A 26,417-nucleotide genomic window follows, 5' to 3' on the forward strand; every position below is an offset into this window, starting at 1 on the left:
TTAGAAGATTAAAATCGAACATTAACTCCAAAAATGATTTGACGTGAAGGAGGAACACCCATGCCTACAGTAACAGCACGTCCCTGAACAGGGTTTAATCCACCGCCTTGTGAAGCCACAGCATTACCTGTACCATTACCCTCCGGATCTAAACCTAAACCGTCTCTCACCAACGGAGCCCATAAAATGAATGGATTCTGTGCAGATACATACACTCTGAGTCCGCTGATTTTTGCTTTGCTCAAAAGTTTCTCTGGAATGTTATATCCGAAATCAATTGTTCTGAGTTTAATAAAAGAACCATCACGATACGTGAGTGTTGAAGTGAAGAGCAGGGCATCCTTACTTGCATCCGGCTGAGGGAATGCATTAGTTGGATTGGTTGGAGTCCAGTAATCAACTTTCAACTGGTTTACACGGCTGTTCAGGAAGAAAGGATAACCGGCGCCGCCACCATCAGCAGAAAGGTAGGTTGCAACTACAGTTTGTCCAAATCGACCAAACATCACGATGTTCAAATCAAAATTCTTGAATTCAAAACGGTTTGATAAACCTGCTACCAGGTCTGGCTGGAAGTTGCCAACCACCCCTCTGTCCGCATCATTGATCACATTATCTTTATTCACATCTTGAATCTTGATGTCGCCGGGAGCAACACCATACACAGCAGCCTGAGCAGCTTCCGATGTTTGCCAGATGCCTATTTTTTTGTAATCAAAAATGGTGGTGATAGGTTGACCTACAAACCATCCGTTGCCACGATCCTGTTGAAGTCCTAATTGCAATGCAACAATTTTTTCCCGGTTGAAGAAACCGTTGAAATCGGTGGTCCATCTGAAACCGTTTTTGCTTTCGATATTTACACTGCTCACCGAGAATTCTAAACCGTAGTTTGAAGTTTCTCCAACATTTACAAGAATGCTGTTCACTCCATTACTGCGGGGCAACTCACGGTTCAGCAAGATATCGGTTGTGTTGTTTTTGTAAAAATCAACAGAACCTGTAATACGATTCTTCAGCAAACCGAAATCCAGACCGATGTTGATACCTGTTGTTTTTTCCCAGGTAAGATTTGGATTAGGGCTCGTATTAATCAAATAACCATTTACATAATTTACACCAATGGCCGAACCTGATCCGAAGTTATAGAAGTTGTTACCAAGGCTGCCCAATGTGGTGTATGCGCCTATACCAGCATTTGAGCTGATACCCCAGCCTGCTCTTAATTTAAGAGATGAAATAGCTGCAACATTCTGCATGAACTTCTCATTAGCGATATTCCAACCCAAAGAAAGGGCAGGATAAGTTACCCACTGATTGCCGGGAGCCAATACAGATGCACCATCTGTGCGCACAGTAGCAGTAAGAAGATATCTGTCATCAAACGAATACACGGCTCTGCCCATATAGCCGATTAAAGCAGACTCATTGAAATTGCCACCCTGGGGATTGATGGTGTTTACCTGTAGCCAGTTGTAATCCTGCAGAAAGTCGGCAGGTACACCTTGCCCGTTAAATTGCTGTGCACGGAAATGATTTTTTTGAACTTCCTGAAGCGCCAACACAGTCACTTTATGCTTTCCCGCAAAGGTTTTGTTGTACTCCAGTGAGTTGTTTATTGTGTATTGCCATCCTTCTGAATTATTCTGACTCAGATTAGAACCGGCAGGTGTTGCGTTAATATTAAATACAGTATTTGGTCCGGTATAATTGCTTGCAAGTGTTTGCGACCAACCATAACCAAAGGTAGATTTGAATTTCAGATCTCTCAGGATCTTGATCTCTGCATAAAAATTATGCTGGAACTGATACCTCCTGCTAAATTCCTTGATCAGGTCGTTATTGCCGATGGAAGTAAGCGGATTGATCTGGGCGTTATCAACCCCTTGTAAAATAGCGGGTTTAAAGTTGATCGTACCGTCATCGTTGTAAGGTTTGTACAACGGTCCTAATCGTGTACCGGCACCGTATGCATTTGTACCAAGTCTGTTAGAACGCAATAAGGTATTAAAGCTGGTAAATCCTATTTTAATACGATCTGAAACCTTATGATCAATATTTACATTAAAAGAATACCTATTCAGGTTTTGATCATGAATAATACCAGTCTCATTGTAATAACCAACACCAAAAGAGTACTGTGTTCTTTCGGTACCGCCTCTCACACTCAAATCATGACTTGTGCGAATTCCTTGTGTCAATAACAGATCCTGCCAGTCAGTACTCACACCTGCTGCAAGGTTTGCCTGCTCCGTTGCATTTAATGCATAAGGATTGTTATTAGCAGGGTTCGGCTGCCCTTCCTTTGCATCTTGCTTAAATTTTGCATATTCTGCGCCGTTAAATAAACGGTACGTACCAATTGCATTCACCACGCCCACATAACCGTTGTACGTAGTAGTTGCTTTTTGAGAAGTACCACGTTTGGTTGTAATGATGATGACACCATTTGATCCACGTGATCCATATATAGCAGTTGCAGATGCATCTTTTAATATATCCAGACTGGCTATATTATCGGGATTAATATCATTCACACTACCGCCATACACCATTCCATCAACAACGATCAATGGGTTGTTATTTCCTGTAAGCGAACGGTTGCCTCGTATACGGATTTGGCCGCCAGCTCCAATCTGGTTGCTGTTATTCACAATATCCACTCCGGGTGCACGACCTTGTAATTGGTTGAAAATATTCGGTGCTTTAATCTCGTTCAGGGTTTCACCTTTAATAGTAACAGTAGATCCTGTTACGTCTTTTTTGCGTTGTGTACCATAACCAATCACAACTACTTCGCCGAGTGCTTCGCTGTCAACAACCAGATCAATCGTAATTGTTGCCTGGTCGCCAATGCGAACTTCTTTTTCAGCATACCCAACGGCTGAAACTACCAGGGTGCTTCCTCTGGAAGCACTGATCGTAAAGGAACCATTGTTATCGGTGGTGGTTCCTTGGTTGGTTCCTTTAAGAGTGATAGATGCACCTCTTAATGGAGTGCCATTTTCACCGTTCACTGTACCTTTTACAGTAATGTCTTGAGCTGATACCTGATTTGGTATTAGCAACACCTGTAACAGTATCGCAAATACAAAAGCAGGAAAATTTGCCACCAGTTGTTTTAATAGAGGCAAACTGATTTTTTTCTTTGGCATAGTCAATTCTAGTTTTGAGTTTAACAGTTAATTTATTAGCAGTGAGTGGAGAAACAATATTCTGTTCCTAGGGATCAGGAGGAGAAAAATGTAAGAAATAAATAAAGCGTTGATGTGGAAAGTTGTAAATAACAGGCGTAATAACTAACGAACAAGTAATTCCAGGACGCAAAGACTTCAGTTTGTCTTTGGCAAAGGCAATCGTGGAGTTTACACCCATAGCAATCAATCTTCTCATATCAGCAGTTATCGTTAAACTTCATTCTTTTCTCAGGAAAATGAAGTGATCTTATATTGCAATCGGTTGCATATAAAGACCAAAAAAATAGCACTTTCCCACTCGGATGATCCGTTATAAAATGCTATGTTCAGGAGTTACATCATCACTAGTTCACTATAAGTAATAATGACTTCACTTTCTGTATTTATCTACTGTATACTGTAAACAGTGCAGCAAATAAATAGCTTGTCTTTTATATACAAAGAAGCTAATCTGAAAGCTAATGTAGGAAATATTTTTAAAAATGCAACCGATTGCATTATCTTTTTAAAATAATTTCTACCTTAGACCGATAAACGATGTTTGTCATACTCTTCTTATGCAAAAAGATGTAACGATTTACGACCTGGCAAGGGAGCTTAACTTATCGCCTGCTACTATCAGCAGGGGCTTAAAGAAAAGCAGTGCCCTTAATAAGGATACCGTAAGCAGGATACTTACTAAAGCAGAAGAGATGGGCTATCGCCACAACAACTTCGCAAGTAGCCTTCGTAATAAACGAACACAAACCATTGGCATCATCGTTCCCCGGTTGAACAGTTATTTTATGACTTCTGTATTATCAGGCATTGAAGACATTGCCAGCAAAGAAGGTTATAATATTATCATCAGCCAGTCATTGGAAAAAAAGGAACTGGAGAGAAGCAATGCACATACCATGTTTAATAAAAGAGTGGATGGCTTACTGATATCACTCGCCTATGATACAACAGACATTGAACATCTGCAGCCTTTTTTCGATAAACATATTCCTGTTGTTTTTTTCGACAGGGCCTTTCCAACTGAAGAAAGCACCTGTGTTGTTATCAATAACCAGGAAGCTGCTTATAAAGCTGTAAAACATTTGATAGAGCAGAGATGCAAAAGGATCATGCACCTGGGCGGCAACCTATTGAGAGATATTTATGCCGATCGTTTGAAAGGCTACAAACAGGCGCTGGAAGAAAACAATATTACATACAATGAAAAATTAGTGCAGATTTCTAAGCTTGGAGAACAGGATGGTTATGATGCTGCCAATTATATTCTTTCAATGAATCCTGAAGAAAGACCCGATGCCGTTTTTTGTGCCAATGATATGTCAGCAGTGTATTGCATGAGCGTGCTCAAAGAAAATGGAATTAAAATCCCTGAAGACATTGCATTTGTAGGTTTTAATAATGATGCAGTAAGCAGGGTAATTGAACCAAAACTCACAACAATTGATTACCCCGGTTATAATATAGGCGAAGCAGCAGCTTCAGGATTAATTAATATTCTGAAAGGTGACGCTACTACAATGAAAACAACAAAAGTTGTTTTGCATGCTTCCCTTTTGGTGAGAGATTCTTCTATACGAACGAAAAATTAACAGACGATTCAACTATAAACCAGAACCATGAAGGAAAAAAAGGAAGTGACCATTTACGATATTGCACAAGTACTGGAGCTTTCCACTGCAACTGTCAGTCGTGGTCTTCAGGATCATCCTGCCATTAGCAAAAATACCCGCAAGAAAATTCAGGATGCAGCTAAGGAGATGGGTTATCGTCATAATAATTTTGCGAGCAATCTCCGCAAACAAAAGACAAACACCATCGGTATAATCGTCCATGAATTGAACAGTAACTTTATTACCTCTGTGCTGGCTGGTATTGAAAAGATCAGTACAGAATCAGGATACGATCTCATCATCACCCACTCATCTGAAAGTTTTACAAAAGAATCGGCTAACGTTCTCAATTTATTTCACAAACGTGTAGATGGTATTATTGCCTCACTTTCATTCGATACCAAAGGATTGGATCACTTTCAACCATTCTTCGATAAAAACATTCCGGTTATTTTCTTTGATCGTGTGGAAGAAAACTCTGACAATGCCAAAGTAGTAATTGATAACTACAAGAATGGTTACCAGGCAACACAGCATTTGATTGAACAGGGAAGCAAACGCATTGTGATTGTTACTGCTAATCTCAGCCGTAACGTATATGCCCAACGTTTTAAGGGATATAAAGATGCGTTATTTGATAACGGAATTGAGTTTGATGAAAATCTTGTACTCATAAAAGATTTGAGTGAAAAGTGTGGCCGTGAAGCTGCTTTGCAGATCCTTGAAATGAAACCCATGCCTGATGCTGCCTTTATCACCAATGATTTCTCAGCAGCTGTTTGTATGCAAACATTAAAAGAACATGGCGTTCGCATACCGGAAGACATTGCCATTGTTGGTTTTAATAACGATGCCATTAGTAAAATAGTTGAACCACAGTTGACCACCGTCAACTATCCCGGTATTGATATTGGTGAAATTGCTGCACGTAATTTAATTGCACACCTGAAAGGTGATAGCAAGATCACACAGACGAACACCATCATTGTAAAATCAGAATTAATTATCCGCAAATCATCTCTACGTAAAGGATGATGCTGTAACGATTACTTACATGAAGAGAATAAACGTATTGCTGCTGTTATTGATTTGTTGTTCGCTTGTACGGGCAGAGAATGGTTATGATCTGTGGTTACGTTATGTGCGTATCAAAAACAAAACTCTTCTTGTTGAATACAAAAAACAAATTGCGTCACCTGTTGTGTTAGGCTCATCAGCTACGGCTGATATTGCACGGAAAGAATTAGCAACTGCACTAACAGGGTTAACAGGCAGCAGTTATTTAATAAACAGCAACATCAATACAACAAGTGTATTCATAGCGGGCACAGTAAAATCATCTCCTGTTTTAGCTACACTTGTTACAAAAGAAGAATTAAATCGTATTGACGATGAAGGCTTCATCATTAAAGCAAAACCCGGCAAAACATTTATTACCGGCAATACAGATGTTGCTGTACTCTACGGCATTTTTCATTACCTGCGCCTAATGCAAACCAATCAGCAGGTAACAAATCTCAATATTATTTCAGTACCCAGACTGAAATTACGCATGCTGAATCATTGGGATAATCTCGATCGTACAGTTGAGCGTGGCTATGCAGGCTTTTCTATCTGGGATTGGCATCGTCTTCCAACATTTATCGATCAACGCTATATTGATTATGCAAGAGCAAATGCATCGATTGGCATTAATGCAGTGGTGTTGACGAATGTAAATGCAAATGCGATCATCCTCACTCCTGCTTATCTCGAAAAAGTAAAAAAGCTGGCTGATGTATTTCGTCCATATGGCATCAAAGTATTTTTAACTGCACGTTTCAGTGCACCAATCGAACTGGGTAAATTAAAAACTGCCGATCCGTTAGATAATACAGTACAACAATGGTGGACTGCAAAAGCAAATGAGATCTATTCACTCATCCCCGACTTTGGTGGTTTTCTCGTGAAAGCAAACAGCGAAGGACAACCCGGTCCGCAGGATTATAAACGCACACATGCCGATGGTGCAAACATGCTGGCCACTGCAGTAGCACCACATAAAGGAATTGTGATCTGGCGTGCATTTGTGTATGCAGCAGAGAATCCTGTTGATCGTCATAAGCAAGCGTATGATGATTTTGTTCCGCTCGACGGAAAATTCAACAGCAATGTATTAGTGCAGGTGAAGAACGGTGCTATTGATTTTATGCCCCGTGAACCTTTTCATCCGTTGTTCGGCGCCATGCCCAAAACGCCGTTGATGATGGAGTTCCAGGTAACACAGGAATATCTAGGGCAGGCAACTAACTGGGTTTTTCTTGCTCCATTATTTAAAGAAGTACTGGATGCCGATACATATGCAAAAGGCAAAGGCAGCACTGTTGCCAAAGTAATTGATGGCAGTTTAGATGATCATTCACTCAATGGTATGACGGGTGTTGCAAACATCGGCAACGATATTAATTGGACAGGGCATCCAATGGCGCAGGCCAATTGGTATTCATTGGGACGCCTGGCATGGGATTACAATGTAACCAGTGATGTAATTGCAGATGAGTGGTTGCGTATGAGTTTTTCCAATGATGCTGCGTTTGTACAATCAACAAAGCAGATCATGTTGCGCAGCAGAGAAATTATGGTTGACTACATGAACCCGATTGGTCTGCACCATATCATGGCAACAGGTCATCACTATGGTCCGGCTCCTTGGGTAAGTAATCTCAATCGTCCGGAATGGAATCCAGTTTATTATCATAAAGCCGATAGTGTTGGGATTGGTTTTAATCGCACCGCTAGCGGCAGTAATGCAATTGGACAATATCATCCCGAAGCACGGAAACAATGGGAAAACATTGCAACCTGCGATGAAAAATATCTGCTTTGGTTTCATCATGCAGCATGGAATCATAAAATGAAAAGCGGTCGCACACTTTGGAACGAACTTGTTTACAAATATTACAACGGAGCAGATAGCGTAAAGTGGATGAAGAACGAATGGTTGAAACAACAACCAAAAATTGATGCACAACGATTCAGGGAAGTAAGCATGTTGCTCGATACACAAGCAGAAGAAGCAAAGTGGTGGCGCAATGCATGTGTATTGTATTTCCAGACTTTTTCAAAACAACCGATTCCTTCGAATTACGAACAACCTGACAAAACTTTAGATTACTATAAAAGTTTACGTTTCCCATTTGCACCGGGCAACTAACTTGCAGTTAAACTAATATTTGCATTATGAGTAACAAACAAAAGTTAGCTATTGTAACCGGAGGTGGATCAGGATTAGGATTAGCCATTGCGAAAGCATTTACGTCAAACAACGTCAAAACAATTATTGTTGGACGTGATGAAGAAAAATTAAAAGCAGCGAAAGCTGAGTTGGGTGAGAACGGTTTTTACAAAACCTGCGACCTGAGTGATCTTTCATCCATTCCTGCTTTGATTGAAAATATTGTTGCTGAGTTTGGACAAATTGATATTCTCGTTAACAATGCAGGCATTAATCAAAAGAAAGTATTTGAAGAAGTAACAGACGAAGAGTTTCAACGCATTCTTACAACAAATGTAACAGCAGTGTTCAGCATCAGTCGTGAAGTAGTGAAAGATATGCTGAAAAGAAAAAGCGGATGCATCATCAACATCAGTTCAATGGCTGCACAATATGGCTTACCAAAAGTAATTGCTTACAGTGCAAGTAAAACAGCGATCGATGGAATGACAAGAGCAATGGCCGTTGAACTCAGTCCGAATGGTATTCGTGTAAACGCCATTGCACCGGGCTTTATATATAGTGCAATGACGGAGAAAGCATTGAACAGCGATCCTGAACGTAAAGCAAAAGTATTTAACCGCACACCAATGGGTCACATGGGACAACCTGAAGATATTGGCGCTGCAGCTTTATACTTGGCAAGTGATGCTGCTAAATATGTTACCGGTGTTGTGTTGCCTGTTGATGGTGGCAACAGTATAGGTTTTTGATTTTTTGAACGAACGATTATAAACAAACCGGTCCTGTGTTTGCAAATGCAGAACCGGGTTGCTTCTTCTTTTATGAAAAAAACGATTTTGCTTGTCGGTTTTTTTTGTGCATACATACAGTTATCGTATGCACAATTGATTGCTGAAACTGCAAGCCCTTCTTCTATTGCATTATCCGGTGCAACAATTCTTGTAGATACCAACGATTATACTGTTGTAAAAAAGGCGGCGCATTTTTTTTCTTCCGATATGCAATCGGTTACATTGAAAGAAAGCAGTGTAAAAAATGGAATAAGCAAATCGAATAAAACAGCTATTCTCATTGGCTCAGTTGACAGATCCTCTTTCATTAAACAACTCATCCAGCAAAAGAAAATCTCTGTTGCAGATATCAAAGGCAAATGGGAAGCTTATAAAATACTTACGGTAAAAAATCCATTCAAAGGAATTGACCAGGCGCTTGTGCTTGTGGGCAGCGACCGAAGGGGAACAGCATTTGCAGTATTTGAGTTGAGTAAACAAATTGGAGTATCGCCATGGTATTGGTGGGCAGATGTTGCTGTGCAAACAAAAAAAGAAATTTACATCAATGCAAATGCAACGATCAGCGATGCCCCAAAAGTAAAATACCGTGGCATCTTTATTAATGATGAAGCACCTGCACTCAGCAACTTGAGCAAAGAAAAATTTGGCGGCTTCAATTCGAAATTTTATGCCAAGGTGTTTGAATTAATGCTTCGATTAAAATCAAACTATATCTGGCCTGCAATGTGGGGCAATGCATTTTATGATGATGATTCACTCAATATTAAAGTAGCAGATGACTATGGCATTGTTATCGGCACATCACATCATGAACCGTTGATGCGTGCACATGCCGAATGGGCCAGGTATGGTAAAAAACAAAAATGGAATTACGATAGTACAGAGGCAGGACTGAAAGAATTCTGGCGTGGCGGCATGCAGCGTGCATGGAACGAAAAAATTGTAAGCGTAGGTATGCGTGGCGATGGTGATGAACCGATGAGTCGTGAAACAGCAACAGCCTTACTGGAGCGTATTGTAAAAGATCAACGAAAAATTATTGCAGATGTAACCGGTAAGCCCGCAGAAAAAACTCCGCAACTCTGGGCATTGTATAAAGAAGTACAGGATTATTATGATAAAGGCATGCGTGTGCCCGATGATGTGACCTTGTTATTGTGTGATGACAACTGGGGCAATCTCCGCAAACTGCCAAAGCCAAATGAAAAACCACGCAAAGGTGGTTATGGTATTTATTATCACTTCGATTATGTGGGCGGTCCACGCAATTACAAATGGCTTAATACAAATCCGCTGCCTCGTATTTGGGAGCAGATGCATTTGGCATACGAACACAATGTAAAAGATATCTGGATCGTGAATGTGGGCGACATCAAACCAATGGAACTTCCCATTTCGTTCTTTTTAGATTATGCATGGGATCCAACAAAGATTGACGCTGCAGATATTCAAGCATACACAGTAAAATGGGCTGCACAGCAATTCGGAACAAAACATGCAAACACAATTGCTGAATTACTTGCGAAGTATGCAAAGTATAACAGCAGAAGAAAACCTGAAATGCTTGATGACAAAACCTACAGTTTATTCTCTGGTGAATGGGAAAATGTGGTAAATGATTACAAGGATTTGCTGAACAAAGCGGAAGAGATCAACAACGATATACCAACCGAACAGAAAGATGCCTTCTTTCAACTGGTGCTGCATCCAATCAAAGCCTGCGCCAACCTCAATGAAATGTATTACAACGTTGCAATGAACAAAAATGCATTTAAGGAAAAGTATGAATCAACAGTTGAATATGCTGACAGAGTAAAAGAGTTGTATAAAAAAGATTCGTTGATCACCATTGAATATCATCAACTCAACAAAGGCAAATGGAACCATATGATGAGTCAAACGCATATTGGCTACACCTATTGGCAACAACCTCCATTTAATAAGATGCCGGCAATTCAATACCTGCCTGACGGCACAACATTTAAAGATGAAATTATTTCAATTGGAAGGATACCGCAGGCAGAATATCCTGCAACTGCTAAGCCGAATAGTTTTATCGAACGCTTCGAAATAGTATCAATTGAAGCAGCGCATTTCACCAAAGCTATCAACAGTAAAACCATTTCCTGGAAAGTATTGCCTGATCTTGGCAGAACAGGTGATGCTGTCACAACATTCCCTGTTACTGCACCAGAACAAAAACCGTCGCCTGCAACTCCGTTTCTGGAGTATGAAATTTATACTTACAGTAAAGACAGTTTTACCATTCATGCATACTTCTCTCCTTCTTTGAATTTCTTTAATACTGAGAATGGATTACAGTATGCCATTTCAGTTGATGATGAAGCGCCGCAAATCATCAGCCTGAATAAAGAAGATAAAAACAGCATCAGCGGTATCTGGAATAAATGGGTGGGCGAAAATATCATCATCAAAACAAGTAAACACAAGATCAGCACCGCCGGTAAGCATGTAATCAAATACTGGATGGTGAACAGTGGCGTTGTGCTGCAAAAAATTGTTGCAGATTTCGGAAACATGAAACCGAGTTACCTGGGGCCGCCTGAAACAAGAATCAACAACTAAACTTTTAATTACTGATTAAAACGAGTAATATGAAACAATTCATCTTAAAGATTACAGCAGCCGGGGCAATCCTTGCCTCCTTCTCTTATTGTGCTGGAACGAGAAACGTAACAACGAATGCTGCCTCTTTGAAGGATGCTTATAAAAATGATTTTCTTATTGGCACTGCATTGAGTTCAGGCCAGATCGAAGAGAGAGATCCAAAAGCCCATGCATTGATCGTTCAACAATTCAATGCTATTACGCCTGAGAATATTATGAAGGCTGAGATCATTCATCCTGAATGGGACAGATATAATTTTGATCTGGCAGATAAAATTGTTGCTTACGGCACAAAGCACAACATGAAAGTGAACGGTCATACGTTGATCTGGCACAGTCAGCTGCCACAGTTTGCAAGAAGAATAAAAGATGTTGATTCATTCAAAACATTTTTCACCAATCACATCAACACTGTTGCAAGCCGTTACAGTGGTAAGATATTTTCATGGGATGTGGTCAATGAAGCATTGAACGAAGATGGCACCATGCGCAAATCAATCTTCCTTGATAGAATGGGAGATGGTTTTGTAACCGAAGCTTTTCGACTTGCAGAAAAAGCATCACCCGGTACTGAACTTTATTACAACGATTACAATAACGAACAACCAAAAAAACGTGAAGGCTGTCTTGCACTCGTGAAAAAAGTACAGGCTGCTGGTGTGCGCATTGATGGTGTAGGTATACAAGGTCACTGGCATTTAGGTCGTATACCGTTCAAGGATATTGAAGAAAGCATTCTTGCTTATCATGCATTGGGTTTGAAAGTAATGATCACTGAGCTTGATATTGAAATGCTGCCGAGAAATTTTCAGGGAGCAGATGTAGGTCAACGTCAGGCTTCTAATCCTGCATTGAATCCTTATGCCAATGGTATTCCTGATAGTTTGTTGCAACAGCAGGCAACTGATTATGCCAACCTGTTCAAATTATTTTTAAAACACAAGGATAAAATTACACGTGTTACATTCTGGGGTGTAAACGATGGACAAAGCTGGTTAAATGGCTGGCCTGTTCCCGGTCGCACCAACTATCCACTACTGTTCGATCGTGCATTTAATCCAAAACCTGCTTTTCATTCTGTTATGGCCTTAAAGAAGTAAACTAATTGCTTGTTCATTAAAATCAAAAAATGGAATCATCACAAAAATTATCAGTAAAAGAAAAAGTTGGGTATAGCTTGGGCGATCTCGCTGCCAACCTTGTATTTCAAACACTCGTAACCTACCTGGCTTATTTCTATACCGATATCTACGGGCTCGATACCAATCATGCATCGGCACTGATGTTAGTTGTAGGCTTGATTGCCGCTTTTGCATTTAATCCCATCATTGGTGCCATTGCAGACCGAACAGTTTCCAAGTGGGGAAAGTTTCGTCCATGGATCTTGTTTACAGCTGTCCCTTTGGGTGTGATTGCATTACTTGCTTTCAGCACACCTGATTTTTCGTATAAAGGGAAAGTGATTTATGCAGTAGTTACTTACACGCTCTTGTTGTTATTGTATGCTGCCAACAATCTTCCTTACTCTGCATTGAGTGGTGTGATCACCGGCGATATGAAAGAACGCAACAGTTTATCAGCCTATCGATTTGTAGCGGTGATGTTTGCACAGTTTTTTGTGCAGGTCTTTATGCTGCCGATTATTGTAGCAGCTGGTGGAGGCGACAAAGCCATTGGTATTGAAAAAGTAATGACGTGGCTAGCCATCATCGGAACCGTGATGCTGCTCATTACCTTCTTTACAACCAAAGAACGCATTGTGCCAAAGCCGGAACAGAAATCAAGTTTAAAAGAGGACCTGGCTGATCTGTTTAAAAATAAGCCTTGGGTCATCATGCTTGTCCTTACTATCCTGGTGTTTATTACGCTGGCAATGAAAGGCGGTTCCTATGTTTACTATTTTAAAAACTATGTTGATAAAGCAAGATTAACCGAATTTATTACACCCATCTTAAATGGCTTTTCGAATATTGGTATCAACTTTTTTGGAGAAGATCCGGTGTCAGCAGGTTTTGGTTTGTTTAATGCAGGCGGAATTATTTTCATGATTGTTGGCATTGGTTTTTCCAAACGTCTTGCAGATAAATATGGCAAACGGGATGTATTTGGTGTGGCACTGGTGATTTCAACCTTGTTTATCTTTCTATTTTATTTCTTCTCATCAACCTCAGTTGAGTTGATGTTTGGTTCACAAATTTTGCATGGCTTTTTCTATGGCATCACGATTCCACTACTATGGGCCATGATCGCCGATGTGGCCGACTACAGCGAATGGAAAAACAACCGCCGTGCAACGGCCATTATTTTCTCTGCTATGATGGTTGGATTGAAAACAGGATTAAGTGTTGGCAATGCACTACTGACATGGATATTGGGACTCTTTGATTATGCTGCCAACAGTGAAACGGCGCAAACAGCAACAGCAATAGAAGGAACCAAACTTTTAGTGAGCGTATTCCCATCGATTCCTTTTTTGCTTGGAGCAGGCTTGCTATTTCTTTATGAGATCAACAAGAAGATGGAAACACAAATTGAAAACGATTTAAAACAGAGACGTTCATAGATTTTAAAACACGTCAGACGAGGGTGTCAGACAATCAAAAATTATTTTATGCCTGAAGACAGTATAGCACATATCGACTTTGATGCATTAAACAGCAAAGCAATTTCGCAACCATTGGTGAAACATATTTACACAGCCGATCCATCGGCACATGTGTTCAATGGAAAAATTTATATCTATCCATCGCATGATGTTGATGCGGGTGATGCATTTGATGATCTCGGAAGCCATTTCGCAATGGAAGATTATCATGTTCTTTCCATGGATTCACCAACAAGCGAAGCCGCTGATAACGGTGTTGCATTGCATGTAAACGATGTGCCTTGGGCTGCAAAACAAATGTGGGCACCGGATGCTGCAGAAAAAAATGGCAACTATTACCTCTTCTTTCCTGCAAAAGATCATGAGGGTATTTTCAAAATTGGTGTGGCTGTAAGTGATTCACCTGTTGGGCCGTTTACGCCACAACCGGAAGCAATCAAAAACAGTTTCTCCATTGACCCTGCTGTGTTTAAAGATGATGATGGAAGTTATTATATGTACTTCGGTGGTATCTGGGGTGGGCAGTTGCAGCGTTGGCGTACCGGAAAGTTTAATGCTGATCAACCGGAAAGCCCGGTTGCATTTTTACCGCAAGCAAATGAACCTGCATTGTGTCCCAAGGTTGCAAAGCTTACTGATGATTTACTGGAGTTTGCTGAAGATGTAAAAGATATTTTGATCACCGACGAAAACGGTCAACCGCTTTTACAAGGCGATACCGATCGACGTTTTTTTGAAGCAAGCTGGGTACATAAGTACAACGGCAAATATTATTTCTCTTATTCAACAGGTGACACACATTACCTCTGTTATGCCATTGGCGATAATCCTTATGGTCCGTTCCAATATGCAGGACGGATATTAGAACCTGTTGTGGGCTGGACATCACATCATTCGATCTGTGCATTTGAAAACAAATGGTATTTGTTTTATCACGACAGCAGTTTGAGTAAAGGCGTTACACATTTACGCAGTGTGAAAGTGACCGAGCTTATGCATGACGAAAATGGTTTCATCAAAACAATTAAGCCTTACAACGATTAAATAATAAAATCAGATGACGAAATTTCTCTTAACCCTTTCTTTTGCAATTGTGATGTTTTTTACAAACGCACAAACCTTTAACAATCCCATACTCGCAGGGTTCTATCCTGATCCAAGTATTTGCAGAGTGGGAAATGATTATTATGTAACCACTTCTACGTTTGCCTATTTTCCCGGTCTGCCGATTTTTCACAGCACAGATCTGGTGAACTGGAAACAGATCGGCAACGCCATGGATCGTGAAGAGCAATTGGATCAAACCAATGCAGGTGTATCAAGAGGTTTGTTTGCTCCAACCATTCGCTACCACAAAGGAACGTTTTACATTCTTTGTACATTGATCGATAAGAAAGGAAATTTCATCATCACTGCAAAAGATCCCAAAGGTCCATGGAGCAATCCTATCTGGTTACCGCAGGTACGTGGCATTGATCCATCGATTGATTTTGTTGATGACAAAGCCTATGTTGTTTACAACAACGATGCACCTGATAACAAACCATTGTACAATGGTCATCGCACCATCCGTATGTATGAATTTGATATTGATGCAATGAAGGTTGTGGGTGAAGAAATTTTATTGGTTAATGGCGGAACCGATCTTTCAAAAAAACCAATCTGGATCGAAGCGCCGCATATTTTCAAGAAAGATGATTGGTATTATTTGATTTGTGCAGAAGGCGGTACAGGATACAATCATACAGAAGTTGTATTCAGAAGTAAATCGGTGAAAGGGCCGTATGTTTCATATGAGAAGAATCCGATTCTTACACAAAAGCATTTAGATAAAAAACGACCTAATCCTATCACAACAACCGGTCATGCTGATTTTGTAGAAACACCCGATGGAAAATGGTTCGCTGTGTTTCTTGCCTGTCGTCCTTACGATGATGATTTTTATACAACCGGTCGTGAAACTTTTTTGTTACCTATTGAATGGAAAGACGGCTGGCCGCATATATTGGAAGGTGATGCAACAGTGCCCTATACCTTGCCTGTTCCCCTACCTGCCCTCACCAAAAAAGTAGATAACCCTTTCGGAGGTAACGTTACATTCAGAGACGATTTCAAGAATGATCAATTTGATTTCCGCTATCTCTTCTTACGAAATCCTGAAAAAGATGTATACAGTTTAACAGCAAAAAAAGGATCGCTGCAATTAGCTCTACGTCCGCAAACTGCTACAGAACGGAAAAGTCCTTCTTTCCTCGGCTACCGTCAGAATAATCTGAAAGGATCTGCTTCAACCTGCATCAATTTTACACCTGCATCAGAAAAAGAAAAAGCAGGCATGCTGATTTTCCAGAGTGAGAACTTCTATTACTTCCTCTGCAAATCTGTTGAAAACGGAGAGCCCGTTGTTCAGTTATTCAAATCGCCTGCAAGAGGTAAAACAGAAGCTGAACTGCTGGCATCACAAAAATTAACTTCATCAAAAGAACTGTTTTTAAAAATTGAAGCAAGATCTGACACTTACGCTTTCTTTTTTGGAGAAAAGAAAAACCAATGGAAACTGTTGAAAGAAGGAGTTGATGGATCGTTCCTTACAACAAAAGTTGCAGGTGGATTTGTGGGCAGTCTCTTTGCATTGTATGGGACTTCCAACGGTGCTCCCACATCATCTGTGGCCGTTTACGATTGGTTTGAGTATAAAGGAAACGATGACGCTTTTAAAAAATAAAAAAGCATAATTTGTATAGATACGATATCATTTATCGCATAACGACATTAAATTAAGATCAAACTATAATTCGATGAAATCATTTCTCACCACCATTGCAATAGTTTTTGGCTTAACCGCAACAGCACAGGATTACAAATCGTTCCCGATGTGGAATACAAAACTCTCCATTGAAAAACGGGTGAATGATGTGGTAAGCCGTTTAACACTGGAAGAAAAAGTAGCCCAGATGTTGAATGCAACTCCTGCTGTTCCACGTCTCGGCATTCCTGCTTATGATTGGTGGAATGAAGTATTGCATGGTGTTGCAAGAACACCATTCAAAACAACTGTATTTCCACAGGCGATCGGAATGGCCGCTACCTGGGATACCAATTCATTGCACCGCATGGCCGATTATTCTGCATTGGAAGGTAGAGCGATTTACAGCAAAGCAGTTGAACAGGGACGAACTGCTGAACGATATCTTGGACTTACTTACTGGACACCCAACATCAACATCTTTCGTGATCCACGCTGGGGCCGTGGACAGGAAACATACGGCGAAGATCCATTCCTAACGGCAATGCTTGGGCGCTCTTTTGTACGTGGCTTACAAGGTGAAGATCCGAAGTATTTAAAAGCGGCAGCGTGTGCAAAACATTATGCGGTACACAGCGGACCTGAACCGAGTCGTCACTCCGATAATTTTAATCCAACGGCTTATGATCTGTGGGATACTTATCTGCCTGCATTCAAAGAATTGATCGTTGATGCAAATGTGGCGGGTGTAATGTGTGCTTACAATGCTGTTGATAAACAACCTTGCTGCGGTAATGACCAACTGATGAATGATATTCTCCGCAAACAATGGAAGTTCAATGGTTATGTAACAAGCGATTGCTGGGCAGTAGATGATTTCTATAAATATCACAAAACACATAAAGATGCAACAACATCAGCTGTTGATGCCGTGATCCACGGAACTGACTTAGAGTGCGGCGTTACGGTTTATAAAACATTGGTGGATGCTGTGAAGACCGGATTGATCACAGAAGCACAACTCGATATTTCACTGAAGCGTTTGTTTACGATCCGTTACCGTTTGGGTATGTTCGATCCGGTATCAATGGTGAAATATGCACAAACACCTTCTTCAGTTTTAGAAAGTGCACAACATAAAGCGCATGCATTAAAAATGGCGCAGCAATCGATCGTGCTGTTGAAGAATGAAAAAAACACATTGCCACTTAGCAAAAAAATAAAAAAGATCGTTGTGCTGGGTCCGAATGCTGATAACAGCATTGCGGTTCTTGGAAACTACAATGGTACACCTTCTGAAATTATAACCATTCTGAAAGGAATTCAAAACAAGGTTGGCAGTAGCGTTGAGGTTGTGTATGAAAAGGCGATCAATTTTACCAACGATACATCTTTGGTGTATGCTGATGTGAGTAACCAGTATATGTATGAAGGCAAAAAAGGATTCAAAGCAGAATATTATTCGAATAAAGATCTGCAAGGAGAACCTGCTGTTGTACAAACTGAAGCAGGCGTTGATCATTTCTGGCAGGAAGGACAACAGGTGCTGGGTAACATACGAGCAAATAATTTTTCAGTTCGCTATACAACCAACTTTACTGCTGCAACTGATGGATCCATTTTGTTTGAAATAGAAGCTGATGACGGCTATAAACTTTCCATTGATGACAAAGAAGCGCTGAATGCATGGACAAGAAACCGTTGGGGTGCAAGAACCTATAAACTAAACACAGAAAAAGGGAAAACCTACAAACTGGTATTGGAATATTGGCAGGGTGAAGGAAAGGCCAATGTGAAATTAAAAGCAGGCAACTTGGCACAACTGAATTATGCTGACTTACTCAAAAAAGTAAGCGACGCTGATGCGATTGTTTATGCCGGTGGCATCTCTCCACAATTGGAAGGTGAAGAAATGCGTGTGGATTATCCGGGCTTTAATGGTGGTGATCGTACAACCATTGCTTTACCAACTGTACAAACTGAATTGATGAAGAAACTACATGCAACCGGAAAGCCGGTTGTATTTGTAATGCTCACAGGTAGTGCTATTGCTACGCCATGGGAAAGTGAAAACATTCCCGCCATTGTAAATGCATGGTATGGCGGACAAAGTGCAGGCACTGCTGTTGCAGATGTTTTGTTTGGCGACTATAATCCGGCAGGTCGTTTACCTGTTACATTTTACAAGAGTGATAATGATCTTCCCGGTTTCAGTGATTATTCAATGGAAGGAAGAACCTATCGTTATTTCAAAGGCGAAGCATTGTATCCGTTTGGTCATGGTTTGAGTTATACAACGTTTAACTACAGTGGTTTGCAGTTACCTAAAACCATTGCAGCAAACAAACCCGTTACTGTTACAGTAACCGTGAAAAATACAGGAAAGCGTGATGGAGATGAAGTAGTGCAGTTGTATGTATCACATCAACAAACAAAAAGCAAAGCACCAATTCGTGCATTGAAAGGATTTAAACGCATAGCATTGAAAGCAGGTGAAAGTAAAACCGTCAGTTTTAAACTTACTCCTGAAGAATTAGCATTGGTGAATGAAACAACAGGAAAGTATTATCAACCGAAAGGAAAAGTACAGATCAGTGTAGGTGGCGGGCAACCGGGTGTGAAAAATAAAACAACAAGCAATGTAGTAAGCTCACAGCTTCTTATTCAATAACATTAACATCAAACATTATGCGCAGCAATAAATCAGGCAGAAGAAAATTTTTGCAGGACGCTACAAAAGCGTCCGGCTTAATGCTGTTTGCACCAATGGCCGGCAAGTTTAAATCTATCCAATCTACAGAAAAGAAAAAGGAACTTGTTATTCCACCGGGCAAAATAAAATTTGCAGTCATCAGTATCAATCATCCACATATTTATGGAATGACGGATGCAATCAAAAGAGGCGGTGGAGAATTAGTGGCTGTTTATGCAAAGGAAGCTGATTTACTGGCTGCGTTTTCGAAAGCATATCCCGAAGCGAAACTGGCAAAAACTGAAAACGAAATTTTAGAAGATAATTCCATTCAGTTAGTGTTAAGCTCAGGTATTCCGGATGAAAGAGCTCCGCTCGGTATTCGTGTGATGAAACATGGTAAAGATTATTTAACCGATAAGCCCGGCATTATTACGCTACAACAATTAGCTGAAGTAAAGAAAGTGCAAAAAGAAACAAAGCGGATCTACTCGATCATGTACAGTGAAAGGCTTGAGAACAAAGGCACAGAAAAAGCAAGTCAATTGGTAAAGGCAGGTGCAATCGGCAACGTAATACAAACAATAAATTTAGCTCCGCACAGGATCAGTAACAAGTTTGGCACTTCGGGTTTGGCTGTTAGACCCGATTGGTTCTGGGATAAAAAACGTTATGGTGGAATATTAACTGATATTGGTTCGCATCAATTTGATCAGTACTTACATTTTACAAATACAACTGAAGCAACTGTGTTGATGTCGCAGGTAGGGAATGTGCATTTCCCAGAAGCTCCCCTATTCGAAGATTTTGGAGATGTGATGCTGAGCGGAAATGGTGGCGTGGGTTATATAAGGGTAGATTGGTTTACACCCAACGGGCTCGATAGCTGGGGCGATGGACGATTAACCATTTTAGGTACCGACGGATATATTGAGGTAAGAAAGAACATCGACATTCTTTCCGGCAAAAAAGGTGGTAATCAATTATATCTCGTTAACCAAAAAGAAACGCTTCATATGGATTGTAACAATGAAGCACTTCCGTTTGGGCCATTATTTGTTGATGATGTTTTAAACCGGACTGAAACTGCCATGAGCCAGGCGCATTGTTTTTTAGCAACAGAGCTTGCTTTAATAGCACAGAAAAAAGCAAAGGTTCTGAATTTGAAGAAATAAATTCCTGTCATACGATTGAAGTGGTCAACTAAACATATTGCCATGCAAAACGAAAAAAGAAAAGGTATCGGAAGAAGAAAATTTCTAAAAGATACCATGAAAACAGCGGCAGGCACTGCAATTGCCTTGCATTTACCATCCATTGTACCTGCAAGTGTGTTTGGAAAAAATGCACCAAGCAATCGTATTAATGTTGCAGCTATTGGTACGGGCCGAATCTCACGTGGTCATGATATGCCTGGTGTTTGGAAACATAATTACACACAGATCATGGCTGTTTGTGATCTTGATCTGAAGCGAGCAACAGAAGGCAAGCAATTAGTAAATGACTTTTACACAAAGAGAGATAACAAACCTTACGATGGTGTAAAAGTTTACACAGATTTTCGTGAACTCTTATTGAATAAAGATATTGATGCAGTATTGATCAGCACACCTGATCATACACATGCAATGATTGGTGCAGCAGCAGCACGTGCAGGCAAACATATCTATATGCAAAAGCCTGCATCATTAACGATTGCTGAGGGAAGGATCATCAGTAACGTAGTACAGAAAAGTGGCGTGAAATTTCAAATAGGAAGTCAGCAACGAAGCAGTGATCAATTCCGTTATGCAGCAGAACTTGTCCGTAATGGACGCATTGGTGAATTGAAAACAGTTTATGTTGGTTTACCCGGTGATCCTCCTGGTGGTAGAAAAGAGGAGATGCCGCTTCCTGCAAATTTCAATTATGACATGTGGCTTGCATCAACACCTGAAGTTTATTACACAGAAGACAGAGTGCATCCGCAAGTTGGTTATGGTCGGCCTGGTTGGTTACGTTGCGAACAGTTTGGTGCAGGTATGATCACAGGTTGGGGTGCGCATCATATCGACAGTGCACATTGGGGCATGGGTATGGAAGCAAGTGGCCCTTTAGAAATATGGGCTCAACATGTTGAATTTGCAAAAGATGGTTTATGGGATGTACACGGCATTTTTAAAACAGGTGCGAAATATGCAAGCGGTGTTACAATGATGGTGAGTAATGAATTTCCCAACGGGATAAAATTTGAAGGAACCAAAGGATGGATCTTTGTTTCAAGAGGCGATTACCAGGCAACATCAAGCGACCCCAATGCAGGAACTGTGCAGGCCAAGAAAATTGATGCAAGCGATCCCAAACTACTTACTTCTGTCATTGGCGAAAATGAATTTCATTTTACTGTAAGCAAAGATCATCATGGTAATTGGCTGGAAGCAATTCGTGATAACAAGAAAACAATTGCACCTGTTGAAGAAGCACATCGTGCATGCTCTGCATGTTTACTTCATCACATCTCCATGAAGCTGAAACGAAAATTGTATTGGGATCCTGCAAAAGAACAATTCAAAAATGATGCAGAAGCGAACAGCATGTTATCAAGACCACAGAGAAAAGCTTATGAGGTGAAATAATTAAATATACTTTTCATGAAACGATTACTTGCCACCTTATGCTTCATTCCCTGTTTTGTATTTGCACAGAAGGATTCTGTTCAATCAGGTGCATATAGCTGGCAACAACCTGCTACACCTAAAAGCAATATTTCATCTGTTGTTTTACTTGAAGGAAAAGTGCATGACTTTGAATGGATGCAATTCTCTGCAAACAGTATTGCAGGCAAAACAGAAATAAAACAAACCATCCCTGCAAATCAGGAGCAGCTACTGATTGTACGATCGGGTACTGTCACCATTCACTTTGGAGATTCCAGCTTTTTATTGACAGCGAATAGTGTGGCTGTGTTAATGCCCGGCGAAAAATACAGCTTATCAAATGCAGCAACAACGGCCGCAGATTTTTTCACCATGAAATACCGCAGCAAAAAACCTGTGGATGCCCAACGTGGCGGAAGTTCTTTTGTGAAAATATGGGAGAACATCCCTTTTAAACCAAACAATAATGGTGGAGGTCGTCGTGATTTTTTTGAAAGACCTACTGCTATGCAGAAACGTTTTGAAATGCACGTAACCACTCTGAAAGAGGGATTGAAAAGTCATGAACCACATACGCATCGTGCAGAAGAAATTGTGTTCATCATTAATGGGGAAACAGAAATGCAGTTGGGGAATGATGTGGTGAAAACAACTGCAGGTTTCTATTATCTCGGCAGTAATGTGGCACACGCTATAAAAAATACCGGCACAAAATCAAGTACCTATTTTGCTATTCAGTTTGAATAACAATATGATCCATACAGCATATGGAAAGCTTAGAAGAAGCTGTTCCCGCATGTCCTGTATGGTTCAAAAAAAATAAAAATGAAAAAAATAATATTAATGTCCTGTTCTCTCATGTGTTTCTATTCCACAAGTTCGCAAACCAGCCTGGGCATGTTTGATGAACATGCTGATGTAGGCAACCCGACATTAAAAGGAAATACAGTTTACAATAAAGAAGACCAGACCTACCTCATGTCTGGGGCAGGAAAAAACATCTGGTCAAAAGCGGACCAGTTCCAGTTTGTTTGGAAAAAAATAAAAGGGGATTTTATTATCAAAGCAACAGTACGTTTTATCGGCAAGGGGGTAGATGGCCATAGAAAACTCGGCGTAATGGCCAGGGATAAATTAACAACCGACTCCCGTTATATAGATGGCTCCTTTCACGGAGGTTTGCCCTTGCTCACTTCGTTACAATACAGGCAATCGGATGGCGATACTACCGGCCAGCTGATTATTTCCTCTATTCATCCAACCGAAATAGAATTTGAACGCAGTGGAAATACGTTTACTTTTTCCGCTGCAACTTATGGTGAAAATTATAAAACCGTAAGCAAAGAAATGGAGCTGAATGAAGAAGCCTTAGTTGGTCTTTATTTATGTTCTCATAATGAAACCGTAATGGAACAGGCTGTGTTCAGCAATGTTCGGGTTATAATACCACCGGCTAAAAACTGGGTGCCGTACAGAGATTATATCGGCAGCCATTTAGAAGTAATGGATATTACAACAGGTCATCGAAAAATTTTACACTCTGCTCCAAATTCTTTGCAGGCGCCCAACTGGACTCCGGATAATAAAAATCTTTTACTCAGTTCTGATGGTTTGCTGTATAAGTATGATTTGAAAACCGGTGCCATTGCAAAAATAAATACAGGAGCAATTAATGATCTCAACAACGACCATGTGCTGTCAATGGATGGTAAAATGCTTGGCATCAGCAATCATTTAGGAAACAGGTCAACAATTTATACTTTACCAGCGGAAGGGTCAGATAACCCAACGCAAATAACCGCCGATAGCCTGGCTCCATCATACCTGCACGGCTGGAGCCCCGATAAGAAAACATTAATATTTACCGGGCTGCGCAATAATCAATGGGATATTGTTGCCATTGATATTGCCAGTAAAAAAGAAACACTTTTAACCAACACAACAACGCTGGATGATGGATCTGAATATTCTCCGGATGGCAAATGGATTTACTTTAATTCAGTGAGAACAGGTACTATGAAAATATGGCGGATGAAACCGGATGGCAGCAACCAGGAGCAAGTAACCTTTGATGAATACAATGACTGGTTCCCTCATTTTTCACCTGATGGTAAATGGATCGTTTATATTTCTTTTCCAAAAGATATCGACCCCACCACGCATCCGTTTTATGAAAAAGTTTATTTAAGGTTGATGCCCGCAAGTGGTGGAGTACCGAAAAATATTGCGTACCTGTTTGGCGGGCAGGGAACCATTAATGTGCCATCCTGGTCGCCGGATAGTAAAAAGATTGCCTTTATCAGCAATACAAAATACCCCTAACCCAAAGAGAAATTAATACATCCATACATGAACTACAAAAAAATAAATATTGCTTTTGTTTTGCTCCTGTCAATGAGTTTACACTCTCTTTTTGCACAGGTAAAACTTCCCCAGATCGTAAGGGACAGTATGATCCTGCAAAGAGATGTTCCGGTAAACATCTGGGGATGGAGTGCAGTGAATGAAAAAGTAACTGTAATGTTTAATGGCAAAACATACAAGACAAAAGGTAATGCTGAAGGTAAATGGATAATAAAACTACCGGCAACAAAAGCAGGTGGACCTTATACCATTGATATAAACGCCAGCAATAAGATCAGCCTCAAAGAAATTTTATTTGGTGATGTATGGTTTTGCAGCGGTCAATCAAATATGGTGCATCAACTCAATATTCACGATGTAACCTATGCAAAAGAAATAGCGGAAGCAAATGATCCGCAGATCCGCCAGTTCTGGGTACCAACACTCACCAGTTTGCAAGGCCCGCAACAAAATTTACCAAGTGGTTACTGGAAAGCAGCCGTGGGTGAAGACATTCGACCCTTCTCTGCAGTAGCTTATTTCTTTGCCAAACATTTACACGAAAAATACAAAGTACCCATCGGCATTATCAATGCAAGTGTTGGAGGCACACCGATAGAAGCATGGACGAGCGAAGAAGGATTGAAAGATTTTGCAGCATTGCAAACCACCATCACAAAAAATAAAGACACGGCTTATATCAACAGTTTAAATCGTCGTCCAACAAATATGCCCCGTATCGCTCCTCCCGTTGATGCAGGTTTAAACGGAACAACAAAATGGTTTGACCTAAACTATATTCCCAAAGGTTGGCGCAACATCAACATACCCGGTTATTGGGAAGACCAGGGTATTAAAGATCTCAACGGTGTTGTTTGGTATAGAAAAGAAATTGACATCCCTGCATCTATGATTGGTAAAGCTGCCAAAGTTTTTCTTGGACGGATCATTGATGCAGATGAATTATACATCAATGGTGTGCGTGTGGGCAACACAACCTATCAATATCCGCAACGCAGATACACTGTTCCTGCAACTGTTTTAAAAGCAGGTAAAAATGTTTTCGTTATTCGTGTAACTAACAATGCAGGTAAAGGTGGTTTTGTAACTGATAAACCGTATTGTATTTTCTCCGGAACAGATACAGTTGATCTCAAGGGAACATGGCAGTACAAAGTGGGTCTTGTAAACCGGCCATTTGCCGGAGGTGGTTTTGGTGGTGGCGGTATCAATGCACAAAATCAACCGGCGGCATTGTACAATGCAATGGTTGCTCCTGAAATAAATTATACCATCAAAGGCTTTTGTTGGTACCAGGGCGAAAGCAATGCAGGCAGGCCACAGGAATACGGGGCTTTGCAATCTGCACAAATTCGTGACTGGCGCAACAAATGGAACCAAGGTGAATTACCTTTTCTGTATGTGCAATTGCCGGGCTTTATGGATTATAATTATCTCCCTTCCGAAAGTGGATGGGCCACGCTTCGTCAACAGCAATTACAAACACTCGCTGTTCCAAATACAGCAATGGCAGTTGCCATTGATCTGGGTGAGTGGAACGATATTCATCCGGATAATAAAAAAGATGTGGGTATTCGTTTGGCATTGGCAGCACGCAAACTTGCTTATAATGAAAATCTCGTTTACTCAGGTCCGTTATTTCAATCGGCAAAAATTGACGGCAATAAGATCGTTGTTTCATTTCAACATACCGGCAGCGGTTTAATTACAAATGATGGGGAAGAGTTGAGTGAGTTCGCTATTGCAGGGGCTGATAAAAAATTTGTATGGGCAAAAGCAAAAATTGATGGCGATAAAGTAATTGTGTGGAGTGATGAAGTGAAAGAGCCAATGTATGTGCGCTATGCCTGGGCCGATAACCCGGTGCAACCAAACCTCTATAATAAACAAGGATTACCTGCGTCGCCTTTTACAAATGAAAAATAAAT

At 40.6% G+C, this 26,417-nt stretch carries 17 protein-coding genes; 15 read left to right on the forward strand and 2 right to left on the reverse strand.

All coding sequences use genetic code 11. The annotated features are described in order from the left end of the window. Positions 1–8: 8 nt before the first annotated feature. The gene (locus WG954_RS03390; RefSeq protein WP_340433684.1) at positions 9–3,155 is read right to left on the reverse strand and encodes a SusC/RagA family TonB-linked outer membrane protein; all 3,147 of its coding nucleotides are present in this window, start codon (positions 3,153–3,155) and stop codon (positions 9–11) included. A gap of 67 nt (positions 3,156–3,222) precedes the next feature. After that, positions 3,223–3,393 carry a hypothetical protein gene (locus tag WG954_RS03395; protein ID WP_340433686.1) on the reverse strand — a complete coding sequence of 57 codons (171 nt, stop codon included), beginning with the start codon at positions 3,391–3,393 and terminating at the stop codon, positions 3,223–3,225. Between the two features lie 361 nt (positions 3,394–3,754). Between WG954_RS03395 and WG954_RS03400 the strand changes: the two genes are divergently transcribed. From WG954_RS03400 to WG954_RS03470, 15 genes are all read left to right on the forward strand, one after another. Beyond that, positions 3,755–4,786, forward strand: coding sequence for a LacI family DNA-binding transcriptional regulator (locus WG954_RS03400; protein ID WP_340433688.1), 1,032 nt, complete (start codon positions 3,755–3,757; stop codon positions 4,784–4,786). Between the two features lie 27 nt (positions 4,787–4,813). Further along, positions 4,814–5,842, forward strand: coding sequence for a LacI family DNA-binding transcriptional regulator (locus WG954_RS03405; protein WP_340433690.1), 1,029 nt, complete (start codon positions 4,814–4,816; stop codon positions 5,840–5,842). 19 nt (positions 5,843–5,861) lie between these two features. Next, complete coding sequence (locus WG954_RS03410; protein WP_340433692.1) at positions 5,862–8,000, forward strand: alpha-glucuronidase family glycosyl hydrolase; 2,139 nt, start codon at positions 5,862–5,864, stop codon at positions 7,998–8,000. 26 nt (positions 8,001–8,026) lie between these two features. Further along, entirely contained in the window at positions 8,027–8,773 is a 747-nt protein-coding gene (locus WG954_RS03415; RefSeq protein WP_340433693.1) for an SDR family NAD(P)-dependent oxidoreductase, read from the forward strand. A 72-nt stretch (positions 8,774–8,845) separates the two neighbouring features. Continuing rightward, complete coding sequence (locus WG954_RS03420; protein WP_340433695.1) at positions 8,846–11,404, forward strand: glycosyl hydrolase 115 family protein; 2,559 nt, start codon at positions 8,846–8,848, stop codon at positions 11,402–11,404. A gap of 29 nt (positions 11,405–11,433) precedes the next feature. Next, positions 11,434–12,546, forward strand: coding sequence for an endo-1,4-beta-xylanase (locus WG954_RS03425; protein WP_340433697.1), 1,113 nt, complete (start codon positions 11,434–11,436; stop codon positions 12,544–12,546). 29 nt (positions 12,547–12,575) lie between these two features. Beyond that, positions 12,576–14,009 carry an MFS transporter gene (locus tag WG954_RS03430; RefSeq protein ID WP_340433698.1) on the forward strand — a complete coding sequence of 478 codons (1,434 nt, stop codon included), beginning with the start codon at positions 12,576–12,578 and terminating at the stop codon, positions 14,007–14,009. Positions 14,010–14,057: 48 nt separating this feature from the next. Further along, on the forward strand, positions 14,058–15,095 hold the full coding sequence (locus tag WG954_RS03435; protein WP_340433699.1) for a glycoside hydrolase family 43 protein: 1,038 nt from the start codon (positions 14,058–14,060) through the stop codon (positions 15,093–15,095). Positions 15,096–15,108: 13 nt separating this feature from the next. Continuing rightward, on the forward strand, positions 15,109–16,776 hold the full coding sequence (locus WG954_RS03440; protein ID WP_340433701.1) for a glycoside hydrolase family 43 protein: 1,668 nt from the start codon (positions 15,109–15,111) through the stop codon (positions 16,774–16,776). A gap of 73 nt (positions 16,777–16,849) precedes the next feature. Next, on the forward strand, positions 16,850–19,468 hold the full coding sequence (locus WG954_RS03445; protein ID WP_340433702.1) for a glycoside hydrolase family 3 C-terminal domain-containing protein: 2,619 nt from the start codon (positions 16,850–16,852) through the stop codon (positions 19,466–19,468). A gap of 17 nt (positions 19,469–19,485) precedes the next feature. Continuing rightward, complete coding sequence (locus WG954_RS03450; protein WP_340433704.1) at positions 19,486–20,664, forward strand: Gfo/Idh/MocA family protein; 1,179 nt, start codon at positions 19,486–19,488, stop codon at positions 20,662–20,664. A 42-nt stretch (positions 20,665–20,706) separates the two neighbouring features. Next, a complete protein-coding gene (locus WG954_RS03455; RefSeq protein ID WP_340433705.1) occupies positions 20,707–22,104 on the forward strand; it encodes a Gfo/Idh/MocA family protein in 1,398 nt (465 codons plus the stop codon). A 15-nt stretch (positions 22,105–22,119) separates the two neighbouring features. Beyond that, positions 22,120–22,872, forward strand: coding sequence for a cupin domain-containing protein (locus tag WG954_RS03460; RefSeq protein ID WP_340433707.1), 753 nt, complete (start codon positions 22,120–22,122; stop codon positions 22,870–22,872). A 78-nt stretch (positions 22,873–22,950) separates the two neighbouring features. Continuing rightward, positions 22,951–24,447, forward strand: a complete 1,497-nt coding sequence (locus tag WG954_RS03465; RefSeq protein ID WP_340433709.1) for a TolB family protein — start codon at positions 22,951–22,953, stop codon at positions 24,445–24,447. A gap of 27 nt (positions 24,448–24,474) precedes the next feature. Further along, a complete protein-coding gene (locus tag WG954_RS03470; protein WP_340433711.1) occupies positions 24,475–26,415 on the forward strand; it encodes a sialate O-acetylesterase in 1,941 nt (646 codons plus the stop codon). The last annotated feature ends 2 nt before the right edge of the window (positions 26,416–26,417 follow it).

Source organism: Lacibacter sp. H375 (genome assembly GCF_037892425.1).
Taxonomy (GTDB): Bacteria; Bacteroidota; Bacteroidia; order Chitinophagales; family Chitinophagaceae; genus Lacibacter.